The sequence below is a fragment of the Vibrio sp. 10N.261.51.F12 genome (genome assembly GCF_041471725.1).
Classification (GTDB): Bacteria; Pseudomonadota; Gammaproteobacteria; order Enterobacterales; family Vibrionaceae; genus Vibrio.
In genome coordinates this window covers 511,794-525,346 of the sequence record NZ_JBFROV010000014.1, presented here as the reverse complement: position 1 = coordinate 525,346, position 13,553 = coordinate 511,794, and the positions used below count along the sequence as shown (strand labels likewise).

General features: G+C 44.2%; 12 protein-coding genes. 4 read left to right on the top strand and 8 right to left on the bottom strand.

Annotated features, from left to right (window positions below; translation table 11 throughout):
• Positions 1 to 84 precede the first annotated feature (84 nt).
• The gene (locus tag AB4405_RS09650) at positions 85 to 2,106 is read right to left on the bottom strand and encodes an FAD-dependent oxidoreductase (protein ID WP_372060581.1); all 2,022 of its coding nucleotides are present in this window, start codon (positions 2,104 to 2,106) and stop codon (positions 85 to 87) included.
• 176 nt (positions 2,107 to 2,282) lie between these two features.
• A complete protein-coding gene (locus AB4405_RS09645; RefSeq protein WP_372060580.1) occupies positions 2,283 to 3,290 on the bottom strand; it encodes a helix-turn-helix domain-containing protein in 1,008 nt (335 codons plus the stop codon).
• 249 nt (positions 3,291 to 3,539) lie between these two features.
• Here AB4405_RS09645 and AB4405_RS09640 point away from each other — a divergent pair, with 249 nt between their 5' ends.
• The 3 genes from AB4405_RS09640 (at position 3,540) to AB4405_RS09630 (ending at position 7,096) form a co-directional block, all read left to right on the top strand.
• Complete coding sequence (locus AB4405_RS09640; RefSeq protein ID WP_372060579.1) at positions 3,540 to 4,910, top strand: serine hydrolase domain-containing protein; 1,371 nt, start codon at positions 3,540 to 3,542, stop codon at positions 4,908 to 4,910.
• A 183-nt stretch (positions 4,911 to 5,093) separates the two neighbouring features.
• On the top strand, positions 5,094 to 5,987 hold the full coding sequence (locus AB4405_RS09635; protein WP_372060578.1) for a LysR family transcriptional regulator: 894 nt from the start codon (positions 5,094 to 5,096) through the stop codon (positions 5,985 to 5,987).
• 317 nt (positions 5,988 to 6,304) lie between these two features.
• Positions 6,305 to 7,096 (top strand): hypothetical protein, encoded by a 792-nt coding sequence (locus tag AB4405_RS09630; protein WP_372060577.1) that lies wholly within the window; start codon positions 6,305 to 6,307, stop codon positions 7,094 to 7,096.
• Between the two features lie 59 nt (positions 7,097 to 7,155).
• Here AB4405_RS09630 and AB4405_RS09625 read toward each other — a convergent pair whose 3' ends face one another.
• Positions 7,156 to 7,404 carry a YkgJ family cysteine cluster protein gene (locus AB4405_RS09625; protein WP_372060576.1) on the bottom strand — a complete coding sequence of 83 codons (249 nt, stop codon included), beginning with the start codon at positions 7,402 to 7,404 and terminating at the stop codon, positions 7,156 to 7,158.
• Between the two features lie 147 nt (positions 7,405 to 7,551).
• On the opposite strand from AB4405_RS09625, the gene AB4405_RS09620 reads away from it, so the two are divergent.
• Positions 7,552 to 7,989, top strand: a complete 438-nt coding sequence (locus AB4405_RS09620) for a YcgN family cysteine cluster protein (RefSeq protein WP_372060575.1) — start codon at positions 7,552 to 7,554, stop codon at positions 7,987 to 7,989.
• Between the two features lie 108 nt (positions 7,990 to 8,097).
• On the opposite strand, the gene AB4405_RS09615 is transcribed toward AB4405_RS09620, so the two are convergent.
• The 5 genes from AB4405_RS09615 to AB4405_RS09595 all read right to left on the bottom strand — a co-directional run bounded on the left by AB4405_RS09615 (position 8,098) and on the right by AB4405_RS09595 (position 13,540).
• On the bottom strand, positions 8,098 to 9,978 hold the full coding sequence (locus tag AB4405_RS09615) for a BCCT family transporter (protein WP_372060574.1): 1,881 nt from the start codon (positions 9,976 to 9,978) through the stop codon (positions 8,098 to 8,100).
• A gap of 129 nt (positions 9,979 to 10,107) precedes the next feature.
• A complete protein-coding gene (locus AB4405_RS09610; RefSeq protein ID WP_372060573.1) occupies positions 10,108 to 10,455 on the bottom strand; it encodes a hypothetical protein in 348 nt (115 codons plus the stop codon).
• 162 nt (positions 10,456 to 10,617) lie between these two features.
• Positions 10,618 to 11,622 (bottom strand): ChaN family lipoprotein, encoded by a 1,005-nt coding sequence (locus tag AB4405_RS09605; RefSeq protein WP_372060572.1) that lies wholly within the window; start codon positions 11,620 to 11,622, stop codon positions 10,618 to 10,620.
• Between the two features lie 111 nt (positions 11,623 to 11,733).
• A complete protein-coding gene (gene rlmA, locus AB4405_RS09600; RefSeq protein WP_372060571.1) occupies positions 11,734 to 12,582 on the bottom strand; it encodes a 23S rRNA (guanine(745)-N(1))-methyltransferase in 849 nt (282 codons plus the stop codon).
• Between the two features lie 73 nt (positions 12,583 to 12,655).
• Positions 12,656 to 13,540 carry a D-hexose-6-phosphate mutarotase gene (locus AB4405_RS09595; protein ID WP_372060570.1) on the bottom strand — a complete coding sequence of 295 codons (885 nt, stop codon included), beginning with the start codon at positions 13,538 to 13,540 and terminating at the stop codon, positions 12,656 to 12,658.
• Between the last annotated feature and the right edge of the window lie 13 nt (positions 13,541 to 13,553).

Sequence of the window (13,553 nt, the reverse complement as noted above, 5' to 3'; positions counted from 1 at the left end):
GGCACATAAGACTAGTCGGATGAAATGAAACATTAAACGTCCTTGTTTAATATTTCTTTGGCGTTATTTATAAATAGATAAGGGCTATAGGTGACGCCCCACTTCAAAACCATCCCAAATTGCAGTCATAATTGTTCGTGCCAGTTGGCTGTCACCAATATTGAAGACATCATCAATATCTAATTGATTGGCGAGCGTGTTATATATCTCGTCTTGTGCTTTATAACCTAGAGCCAGTACTACGTGGTCGGCCTCAACTTCGAGTTTTTTCTGCTCTTGGCGCAATGAAACGCCCGTGTTACTGATACTATGCAATGCAGTTTGTGTCATGACGGTGACATTTTCCTTGACCAGTAACTCTTTAAGCATCTGGTAGTTAGCAAAGCACGTCCCATGTGGCCCCCCAATTATGTCACTTGAGATCTCGACAAGCGTGGTCTTCTTTCCCTGCTGTGCCATCCACAGTGCTGCCTCGGCGCCGACTAGACCTGCACCTATGACAATTACACTATTGCCTGTTATTAAGCTCGGATTCATTAACATGTCTTCGGCGAGTAGTACATTTGGCTTGTCGCTTCCTTCAAGCCACGCCGCGCTTGTCGGGCGAGACCCCGTTGCGAAGATGACACTATTAGGTGTTTCAGCTTCAATAGAGCTTTGACAGGCGGTTGTATTGAGTCGAACTTCTACGTGCTTGCGATCCATTTCGCCGGTAAACCATGCAATGAGTCTTTTATCGTCATGCTTGAAAGGTGGTTGGCTACCAGGGATGACATTGCCACCCAATGCTGATGACTTTTCAAACAATACGACATCATGGCCTCGCTCTGCTGCGGTCCTAGCAGCCTCCATTCCCGCTACGCCACCACCGACGACGACGACTTTCTTCTTTTTGTGCGTTGGTAGCAACTTGAACTCATCTTCTCGCCCACAGCTAGGGTTGACTGCGCATGATAGGTTGCCCACTTCTGCCATGCGGCCCAAGCAACCAAGGTGACATGATAAACAAGGGCGAACCTCATTAAAACGTCCGCGGCGAATCTTATTTACAACATCGGGATCGGCGAGTAGAGGACGGCCTAACGAAATGCCTGTAGCTATGTTAGTAGTGACAGCGTGAGCAGCTAAGTCTGGATCTTCCATGCGGCCAGCCATAAGAATCGGAATATCAACGACTTCCGAAACTGCCTTACAATAAGGCTTGTACATTCCAGGTTGGAAGTAATTTGGTGGGTGATTCCAATACCAAGAATCATAAGTGCCTGCGTCAACGTTGAGCGCATCAAAACCGGCGTCCTGCAAATATTTTGCGGCTTGAAGTCCCTCTTCTAAATCACGTCCCACCTCTTCTGCGTATTCTCCTGGCAGAATGCCTTGACCAAAGCCTTTCATGTTGCCTTTAACGGAATAACGGAGTGAGACTGGAAATTGCTGACCACATACGGCTTTAATTCCTTGTACAATTTCGGTCGCAAATCGATACCGATTTTCGAAAGTTCCACCGTACTGATCCGTTCGTTGGTTGAAGAACTCCATGGTAAATTGGTCGAGTAAATAGCCTTCATGTACAGCGTGTATTTCGACCCCATCATATCCTGACTTTTGGGCAATAACGGCTGACTCTATAAATTTAGAAATGAAATATTTGACTTCTTTGGTCGTGAGTTCACGATGCTTTATGGACGGGTCGAACCTATTTGGTGCTTCGGAAGGAGCGATAGACTTATCGATGGGGGTAAAGCCTGGTATACAGGAACGGCCCCAACCCGCAGTCAGTTGAGCAAAAATTTTCGTACCGTAGGTATGGACCCGCTCCGTCATCTCCTTCGCACTGCGAATATAGGCGGTAGGGTGATGAGTGGGGCAAGGAAGTGATGGCATCGGAAATTGTTCAAGTTCATTCTCAACCATTTGAACGCCAGTGATGATGAGTCCGACACCCCCCCGAGCTCTCGCCGCATAATACTCAATACCACGGTGGTTATAAGCACCATCGGCATCAACACACCCTAACGTTCCCATTGGAGCCATCGAATAGCGATTTTTAAGGGTTAATGAGCCAATTTTCATCGGTTCAAACAGTACTTTGTGTTTTTGTTCTAACATCTGAATCTCCAATATCTTTAACCTCTGGATTAACCAGAAAAATAAGCTATCGGTATTAGAGCAAGGGAGATGTGTTCTAACTTTGCATTTTAGGACAAACGTTTGACTGAAAGTGCATTCGAACTGAACGTTGATATAGATCAGTAACTACTTGATCTTCAAATAGGTACTTTCTATTAAATGTTCTGCTGCCTAAATTTTATGGGGCTTTGTCCTGTCCATCTTTTGAAAGCGCGAGAAAAAGTACTAAGGTCTGAGAAACCTAATTGATAGGCAATTTCGGTTAGATTGTTATTAGCATCTTCGAGCAAGTGTAGTGATTTCTCCAGTTTGTATTTCTCAAGTACGCCGCGATAACTAGTATTGAGGCCATAGAGCTTTCTATTCAAAGTGCGAATGTTCATATTGAGAGCACTGGCTAAGCCTGACCCTGATAGGTTTTCCAAGCGTTCGATGTTGTTTAACGCATTGTAAATTCGAAGAATTAAATCACCGGTTTCTAGCGCTTCTGATTCCTTTCTGACTAAGGTTAGCGTAGCAAAATAAAGCGCTTTATCATGGGTCGGAATTGGGTCGTTCAAATAGCTTTTGTCGACACAAATCTTTCTAACGGGCGTACCGTTAAAGATGGTGGTTTGTGTCAATAATTTAAGTTGTTCCGTGTAAGCGTCTGATTGTATGGGTTCGTTGAGCTTAATGGTGATTGGGAGTGTTTCGTTTTTTGTCACCTGTCGAATGATAGAGACAAGGGTACAAATCAATAAAGTGATGCCAAGGTAGGTGACGCGACTTTCCTGATTAAATGGTTCGCTATCTAGAACCCATAATTCAGCGTTTCCTTGTTTGTCTTCCTTGTACTGAAGACGGATGGGCGATGCCACGACAATGCAATAATCTGCCGCATTTTTTAGCAAAGATTTGAGGTTGGGTGCTGTCCATAATGCGAGCGAGTAACACCCAAACGTCAGAGGGGTGACGTGTTGCGCGACTCTCATCGGTATAATGTTGTCTTTCGTTTGGTGACACAAATTAGTTAGCAATCTTCTCAAATCGTGTAAATGGAGGCGTCCGTTTGAAGTTGTTCTAAGGAAGGCAGAATGATGTATGTTATTGCATTCGGAAAGTATTTTTTGCCATCCTTGATGTACTGACAATGTTGACGGGAATTCGTATTTTTCAGTCATGTTAACCCTATTATTTAAAAAGGATGTGCCAATAGATGTTGTCAAGCAAGATACTAGGTTTGAGTTTGTTGGTATAGAGGCAAATTAGGATCTATTAAGATGGTAGTGGAGACGCAGTTAAGTCAATGTACAGGGTGTCATTTGAGTTGGTTTCCCCTACAAATATGAGTTTTACAACGCGAACTGATTGTTAAAGTGAAATGAAGCTTTCTGCTCCGTGATAGGAGCCATTTTAATAATGGTACTCATATGAAAAACATTACGATAAAAACTTTAGCTTTTGCGATTTCATCTTTGGTCACAGTGACATCACCAGTTATTGCAGCAGATGAACACCCATTAGCGCAATATTTGGCAGCTCCCGGTGCAAGTGTCACTTTGCCTGTTAGTGCAGCAAAACAGCCATTCTCTGCAGAATTTGTTAACGTTGCCTACGATAGTTTCGAGAGTTTTCATGCTCAAATGGGAGGCGACCATACTCTTTACTATTTAACGAATTGGTCAACGTTCATGCGTACGGACACGGTTAATCCTCATTCAGAACAAATCAATTTAGAGCGAAATTTAAATGCTGATATCGGCGATATAGTGGTCACTACAGACAGCGAGGGTGATGTGGCAATGGATGATTACTTTTTTCATTCAACCTTTCGCCATCAAGGTGTCATGATGATTCATAAAGGGCAAGTTGTGTATGAAGCTTACCCTGGCATGACGCCGACTGATAACCATATTTGGATGTCGTCATCAAAATCACTCACTGGTTTGATTGTTGCTATGCTGGATGAAGATAAGTTATTGAACTTAGATGCACCAGTAACGACCTATGCAAAAGAATTGAAGGGCACGGCGTGGGATGGGGTGACAGTACGCCACCTTGCAAATCATACGGCAAGCTTGGATCACGAAGAAAGTAATCAATCAATTTTGGATCCCAACGGAGTGTTTGTTCGGTTTGTAAGTGCAGCTTTAGGGACGACTAAAGGAAACAGTTTGGAAAGTTGGCGTGATGTGCTCAAAGAGGTACAACCGCTCAACAATGAGAAACCAGGGGATCGATTCCGTTATTCGTCGCTCAATACACAAGTGCTGGGGATGGTGATTGAAGATGTGACGGGTAAACGTTGGTCCGATGTTGTGGAAGAGCGTGTCTGGGGTAAACTGGGAGCACGTATGCCGCTGCAAGTTCACCTTACACCAGATGGCACACCTTTGAATATGGCTATGGTATCATCGACACTTGAAGATTTTGCGAAATACGCAACATTATATACTCCGAGCTGGCATAAAGTGGCTCATGAGCAAGTCGTGACTCCAGCACTCCTTGATGCCCTGAGAGATGCTGGTGACCCAGCGACATTTATTGGCAGTGCCAAAGAAGGGCAGGCAGTGAGCCTATTCGGAGAGAAGCCGTTGAAGGGGGGGTATCAGTTTGATTTCATTTTCGATGATGGCGCGATGTATAAACATGGAAACACAGGCCAAGGGATCTATGTTGACCCAAATCGAGATTTCGCAGCCGTGTATTTCTCCGCGACACCTTATGTTGCACCTTACGGAGAAATCAAAGCGCCGGCATATTTCAGAAAAGTAGCGGAAAGATTGAATCTATCTCAGTGATGACGAACTGCTTTTAGCGGTCAGAGTTTTTGGACAAATGTTTACAGGCTTGAGTGATATACTTAAAGCCTGCTTTTGTTTGGGTATAAATAGTCGCCTTGCCAGTCGAAATATTGACGTGAACCTTGTAGATATTGAAGCGATTACGACGTAGGTCGTTCGATTTTTGTTAAGAGATACAGCATGATAACCATTGAACAAGTCCATTCCTTCACTCTTGTGTACCAACATGGCTCCTATAGCGCAGCCGCTCGAATCGCGACCAAAGAACGCAGTACCATTCGGGAGCACGTTGTTACTCTTGAGGATGCAATTGGGGTTTCATTGTTTGAAATAAAAGGTCGAACAGCAACCCCAACGGCAGCCGCTCATAAGTTGATAGCGAGAGCAACAAACTTAAGTAAACAGGCGGACGATTTTTCATTAGCAGCATATTCATTATACGAAGAACCATTGGATGAGTTAGTGATCATGTATGATGCTATGCTCCCGACCGCTATGCTCTCGGATGCCTTGCCGATAATACAACGAGCTTATCCTCGATTGCCAGTACACTGTCTATCAGCCTCTCGAGCTGAGGCTTACGAAAGTATTGAGAAGGGAAGCTGTCAAGTAGCACTTATGGCGACTGAAAATGCCCCAAGAACAAAGGCTCGCCTTGCATCTCACTTCATCAGTACTCTACCAATAAAGTGCTACTGTCATGTTACGAACCCCTTAGTACGTCGACAGGGGTTGTCCTTAAATGATTTGCGTCTAGAGCCTCAATTGCGTCTCCAAGCGACGCAAGAGGGTGACTTTGCTAGCTTCTCCGTTGCCAATATCATTGAGAGAGTTGGTAGCATGGAGCTGGCTATAAGTCGCTTAAAAAATGGGGGCTGGATGGTTATGTCGGCTGCTGTCGGTGAGCCATGGGTTAAACGAGGTGAGCTCGTAGCTTTGTCGGTTGAAGATGCAGTTTATGACTATCAACAAGGTATTTGTATCTTCTATGGACTGGCTAATAGATATCAGCAAGAAATTGATATCACTATTCAGGCCTTGATAAAATCAGCGAAACCGTATATTCAAACCTGATTGTGCATGGCTGGCGTTTGTGATGATGTTTAACAGACGCTTAATTCTGCCTAATACCGTTTAACTGTTATTCATTCGAATGTCACCTGATCCCTCATATTCCAACTTTGTAAGTATTCATGAAGGCCTACCATTTAAATGCCTGTTAATTGAGCTAATTGACGCGCACTACATGCTTTGGTTGGTTTCCCCCTACAAACTTAAGTATTAACATAAGCGAGTCATTTTTATTCTCTAGTCAGAAAAGGAATTAATTGACTCTCAATTGCATGGAAGCCTTGCAAGAGAGTCCTCATCCTGACTATTAGGCGATAATAATGAAAAAAATATTCTTAACGACCGCTTTACTCTCTACGTGCTCTGTTACCACTATTGCGAAAGAAAATGAAGTGATTGACCCATCAGATCTTACTCGTGTCTATACACAAGCGGCAGTGTTTCTTGATTCAAATGCTGATATTAGAATGTCAGGCATGATGACGGGATCGTGGAATGAAGATATTCAATTTGCGGGTTTTGTTGAAGGTACGTTTGGGAACAACGATGCTAAACAGCAAGAACAACATAAATTAGGTACTAACTACCAAAAAGGTCGTGCACAGTATTTTCAAGTTCATGCAATGAACAATCTGTTGATGCCTCGTATCGGTGTGTCGACCGATATCATACATATAGACGGTGAAGCTGGTGGGCAAATGGACTCAGGGCTTGACGATACCACGCTGTTTTCTCTCGGGGTGATTGGTTTGATAAACCCCTCCTATACCGGTGGGGCAATGATCTTTCCCAATATTGCTTATACGGTAGGTGAGGTTTTCGGTGAGAAAGCCGATGGCTTGATGCTGAACCTGTACTTGACTCAAGCGATTGGAGACAGTGGGGCGTTTATCCAGTTCTCGCCGGAATATTTTAAAACGACGGGTGACGTGGTTGAGATGGAGTCTCTAAAATACAGTCTATTCATTAATGCTCCTATTAACACTGATCGAAAAACATGGTTAATGACGAGATTTGAATATGGCAGCGCAGATGTCATCTTACCCAATGGTCATGAAGATAAAGCGGATGATGAACTTCGTATTGAGTTAGGAATGAAATGGTTTTTTTAAACAATGTGATGTGAGTGTAATGTCGCGATAAAGCTTTGGCGTTAATCGCGACTTTGTTGCTACGTTAACCTATCCAACTCTAATAGGTTACTGACTGCTATTTGATTCGAACTTCCACATACGTCTGGGCAGGGTTTAAAATCATGGCAGACTTTAGGGCGCTCTGGTTTGCCAAAGAGTTTGCAAAGATTGTCTTCATTGAGCTGAATACAGCGCACACCCGACGGCTTGCCATCTGGCATACCTGGAATAGCAGAAGAAATACTTGGTGCAATACAGCAGGCGCCGCAGCCTAATCGACAATCCATCTTAATAACCTAAAAGTAATGGGGCGCAGAGTGTACCAAAACATCGTCACTTGTACACAATTGAATCATTAAGGTGATCGAGAATGACTTGATGTTTGTCTTAACTAACGGTATAAAACGCCTCCACAGAACGATAAGGTAGTAAGCATGAGCAAACCATTTTGGGAAACAATACCGCTGGAGAACATGTCCGAAGAGCAATGGGAATCGCTTTGTGACGGATGCGGAAAATGTTGTCTCCATAAGCTCATGGATGAAGACTCTGACGATGTCTATTACACTAACGTGGCGTGCAGTTGGTTAAACAGTGATACCTGCTCTTGCAAAGATTACATGAATCGTTTTGAATCTGGTGAAGAGTGTCTTAAGTTGACTCGCGATAAGATTTCGGAGTTTAACTGGTTACCTGAGACGTGTGCTTATCGCCTTTTATCACAAGGTGACAATCTGCCACAATGGCATCCGCTTATTACGGGTTCCAAAACAGCAATGCACGCTGCAGGCGAAAGTGTGAGAAATAAAGTGGTGTATGAAATTGATGTTGTTGATTGGGAGGACCACATTCTCAACCATCCAAATCGTTAATTACTACGTTCGATTCTTAGCACTACAAAGTTGATTTGAATTTTAAAGCCCACAGACTTACTAGCCTGTGGGCTTTACTATTTGGGATTACCCCATTCATAGGTGAGACTAGTTAGCGGAGCAGGCTTCGCTAAATTGTACGCGAGCTTCTTGTGCCGATTGAGAAGACTGTGCTTTTAACGAAGTCGCATCAGACAATGCTTTTAGTTTAAGCTCTAGCTCATCGAGAAGCTCTTGAGGGATGGCATGTTCATCGGCGGCATCCGCTGCATGCTCTAATGCGTAGGCTCGAATAGTTTTCTTGACTTTAAATAAGTCTTGCATCGCAACACGTTCCTCATCAGCCGCGTTTTGTGCAAGATCGCGGCATTTCTCAAAATGCGCCAGGGCAACGCCTTCGGTCGACCAAGGATCAAACTCTGGTAGTTCTTCTATGTTGATGGTTGGTTCGACGTAGTCTTCTTGATGACGAATATCCAATGTTGCGGCTTTAACCGCCGACATCATTAGCATTACTGCGATAACCAACAGCGGTAAACCACCAACAATAGCCGCGGTTTGTAGTGTATCCAAGCCACCTAAAAACATGAGTACGGCAGGCATAAAGCTCAGTGTAAATGCCCAAAATAAGCGGTTCCATCGCATTGGCTCCTGGGTGACATCTTTCTGCACGACGGACGCTAGGATATAGGAAATGGAATCAAACGTAGTTGCGGTAAAGATAATGCACAACAAGGTAAATAATAAGATGATAAACCACGAAAATGGCAGCTCTGAAAGCATTGAGAAGATCGCTTTTGTCGGGCCATAGGTGTTTAAAATGTTGACAATGTCAAGCTGTCCAGACAGTTGCAGAGACAATCCGTAATTACCGAGGATAATAAAGAATAAGAAGCAACCGCACGAGCCGAAAAATAAAGCGCCAGCCACCATTTGCTTGATGGTTCTCCCTCTCGAAATCCTCGCGACAAACAGACCCATACTTGGGGCGAATACTAGCCACCACGCCCAATAAAAAATGGTCCAGTCTTGTGGGAAGTGCGTATCGTCGAATGTGCCATATCCACCAAATGGCTCTGCCCATGTTGCCATGACAAAGAAGTTGGACATCATGCGACCGATGGAATCTAACCCCGTTTCGAGTATGAATATCGTCGGGCCTAAAATGAGTACAAGGGCGAGCAGTAGCATGGCACCCCAGAAATTGATATTGCTGAGGATTTTGATGCCTTTTTCCATACCAGCAAAAGAAGAATAGGCGAAAATAGCCGTACACACTGCCAGCACGCCGATCTGAGAGTAGGTATTTTGTGGTAAACCAAAGAGAACATTTAACCCTTCGCTAATCAGCGGGGCGGCCAAACCGAGGGTGGTGGCGGCACCACCAAGTAGTCCAAAGATAAACAAGACGTCTATCAGTTTACCTAATGCACCATCGCTGTGTTTTTCACCGAGAACAGGAATGAGAGCGCTGGATACTTTTAGGGCCGGCTTTTTACGAACATAGAAAAAATACGCAATGGGAATCGCAGGGATAAGGTAAATGGACCACGCTATCGGTCCCCAATGAAATATGCCGTAAGTGGCGGCCCAGCGCACGGCTTCTTCACTGCCTGACTCTAACTGGAAAGGAGGGGATTGGTAGTAATAAGCCCATTCAATACAGCCCCAGTATAAAATACTAGCGCCGATACCACCGCAAAATAACATCGCGGCCCACGACGATGTTTTAAACTCAGGCTGTTCATCAGTATCGCCAAGTTTGATTTGGCCAATATCGCTAAAAATGATGAAAATCATGAAGAAAAGGGCGGCGAGACCAAGTGATAAGTATAAGAACCCAAATTTGTCAGTCATCACAAGTTTGGCTTGCGAAATGATTTCAGCGCCTTGTTGTGGGAAGAGTATTAAAGGAATAATAACGGAGAAAAGCAGTGCAATAGCACCAAAAAAGGTTGGCTTATCAATAAGCCTAAAATAGCGGTCCATAATCAACAGTCATGTAAGTAAATGACTGTTGATTATCTAGTCGAACACACCGTGACGACAAACACGATTGTTTGTCGTGATGATAAGTAGGAGACGTGAAGCTGTTTGCGAGATGTTAGACGTTAGACGTTAGACGATAGCGAGCAGTAATGCGCCAACCGTAACGGCTGCAGAGACGTATTGACCGGCGGAATAAGATTCGTCTTTTTGTTCTTCCAAGTCGTCAGGGTGATCCATGCCTAATGCACCATGAGCGAATGATTGCATTGTGCTACCCATGGTCTCTTCTTTGTCTTTGCTGGATTTGTTGTCTTCTTCTAAAGCGAGCTTTGCCTGCGAAGAAAAGTGGACGGTTTCCGATTCTGATGTCGGCAAAGGTTTGCCGTTTTCAATAGGACCTGATACTAATGCCGACTTATTGACGTTGGAGCTTGGAATATGTGTCGTTTGATTCAGATTAGAATTGATGCCTTGCATGCTGGTACTCCCTCACCGCTATCAATTACTGTATCGCCATTGATAGGAAAAACTTTAATCTTTTCCATCAATGGCGTGAATGGTTCACCCTGAATTAAACGCAAGCAAATTTTAAGCCATTTATTCGACCATTTTGACGACCTAACTACTTAACCATAATGGTTATTTAATGGTGTCCGTTTGGCACTGCAAGTCGTCATTTCTTACCTTTAGGTTTTTGTACGCATTCATTCTATTCTCTTTTTTTACATATCTGACGGGAGGAGAAAGGACTAATAGCTGCATATCGGACTTATTGGCATCTGCCGTCATTAATTCGGAAGCAGGGCTAATGACAGCGATAGTTAAATTAGGGTTCAGCTTGCGTATCTGATCGGCGGTACCGAGTCCATTTTCAATGTGAAACTTCCCAGCGATATGCATTACCTGAGAGTTTGGGTGGCTCTCTAAGTAATCGACAATACTTTCCGCCATAGTCGCATCCCAAGTAAGCTGAGCGGCATACTGTTTATTGGTTTGCTCAGCGCTGCCATGATGCATTGAGCGCATAAACTTATCTTTATATGGCGTATCAGAAGTATCGATGTTTTTTGCAATATAGCTACGCTCGTTAGCATCGAGCTTGTTAAGGTAGTCTAAACCCTCGCGACCGATACAGCGTACCGTGGGTTTTGGTGCGTTGCTTGCGATAATATCCAATTGATTATGCTTAGCTAACTCGACAAGCGGTCGATAATCGCTTTCGTAATTAGGCCATGCGTTCGCTTGGGACATTAAGGTTTGTTCACCGATTTCATTGGCCAAATACTCGTTGATGATGGTTTGTGATGGTCTTGAAAATTGCTCCATTGATAACGCTACACTGCGATTGGATTTCGATAACGCACCTAGTAGGTCTGTTTGAAAGCGGTGGATACCTGGGTGCGTGTGCCATTCCCCAACTAATATAACATCAGCATTCGCTAATGCTATTGGGAGCGCGTTTACTGAGATAGGGTCACCATGCTCGGTGTAAAGTTGGTAGTCGTAGAATGTCTCAATTGATGTTGCTTCTACTGGTACGGCTCCCATTGGCGTTGTAGCGATGGTCGACGTCACCGGCGTCTTTGCTGATGTCGCACAACCTGTAAGGAGTGAAGCTATGATAGCAAGAGATAATAGTTTCATAATATTAGCGAATTCCTAAACAAAAATAGCCAACGATATCGCCGGCTATTAGGGAAGAAAGATGATAATCGAGATAGAGACTTGATTCAATCTAATTGATAACTATTTGCATTATGCTTTTTTGAATACCCTGACGATGAAGTCCGCTTGGCATGCAAACTGATTAGTATCTTTTAATGTCGCTCGAAGTTCGTCTGTGGCTTTCCAAGCAAATGGCGTCATTTGGAGTAAATCATAGGCTTGTTCACCGGAAAGGCCCATTACGTAGTTTAGCTTATCTTCGGAAATAAGGTTGAACTGAGAAAGGTCCTCGACTTCTTCATCATGCAGGCGGACATCGGTATAAATCAGTTCTCGTAATTCATACAGGTGATGGGCGCCTGGTGTCACTGTGACCACGATGCCATTATCTTTAAGGCAACGTGCCAGTTCTTCTTGCTTACATGGCGCGTAGATTCGAATAATGGCAGAGAGAGTCTCATCGGCAAACGGTAAACGATGGCTTGAAGCGACAGAAAAGTCCACATTAGAATATCGCTTTGCGGCGTACCGGATTGCTATCTTGGAGATATCTAAGCCGTAGACATTTACCTCAGTGGATTGCTCAGCGATTCCTCGTCCTGTGACTAGATGATCGGTGAGATGTTGAGCAAAATAATGGGTGTAATACCCTTCTCCACATCCAATATCGAGGACATTTAATGGACCTGATGGAGTGTGAGTTAGCAAAGATTGCGCGACGGCATCACGCATTGGCGCATAAAAACCATGAGCGAGAAAGGTGCGTCTTGCTTGCATCATCTCTTTGTTGTCACCGGGGTCTTTTGATTGTTTGTGCTGAACGGGCATCAAGTTCACGTAACCTTCTTTTGCCATATCAAATTGATGACGGTTTTCACAAGCGAAATAGCACTCGTGCTGTAACAATGGAAGATGACAAAGAGGGCATTGGTAAGACATACGGTTAGACTCATGAAAAATTTTGCTAAGTCTAACCATATCGTTAATGGTTCGCAATTATGCGTGTGTGATTTTATTGCTTTCCGATCACCGTGGATAGCTGGTAAGTTTCACCGGGAGCAACTTGTTGGCCTTGTTGTAGTGAAGGGGCATGCAATGTTGACTCAACACATAAGAACGACTGATAACCATCATCATTCATGTCGCCCATCGCTTGAGCTCCTGCCGCCCATGGGTTCCATAATACGGCTGAATTGTGACCTTGGTTCTTCACTGACAGGCATCGTTTCATTGCGCGATCATTAACCAGTATTTCAGTTTCAGGGCTGGTGTATACACGGTCGATAGTATCGGTAAGCGTTAAGGAAGAGCCGCCTTCACAGCGTTTTGCCTCAAGCAGGCTGTCAATATAATCTGGTCCCATTCCAGTGACTTCCGTTGCAGTAATATCACCAACGCTGAGGTAAGTATGAAGTGCTCCGGAGAAAACCCATGGCGCATTATCAGTATTCGTCGCGCTGAGTGTCACTCGTAATTCATCGTTAATCTCGACATTTAATACCAACGAGAACTGGTGAGGCCAAATGCTTCGTGTGGCTTCAGAGTCGCTAAGACCTAGGCTAATAATCACACCGTCATCATTTTCACGGTGCTCAAGTAGCGCCCATTCAGTCGTGCGAGCAAAACCATGAGCAGGGGCCGCGATACGTCCAAACCAAGGCCAACATATCGGAATACCACCACGCAATGCGGTTGTATTGTCGTAGATAGCGTCTTTGCTCATCCAGATTAAGTCGTCTTGACCTGTTGGTTGATAAGAAAGAACGTGTCCGCCATGAAGGGAGATTGCAGCCGACGCTTTAGGGTGAATAACGCGAACAATTTTATTGTCGCCGTATTGGGTGATAGTCACGAAATCGGAAAGTACTGTTGATGCGGGTAGGGCATTAAAGTCCATATTTTGACACCTC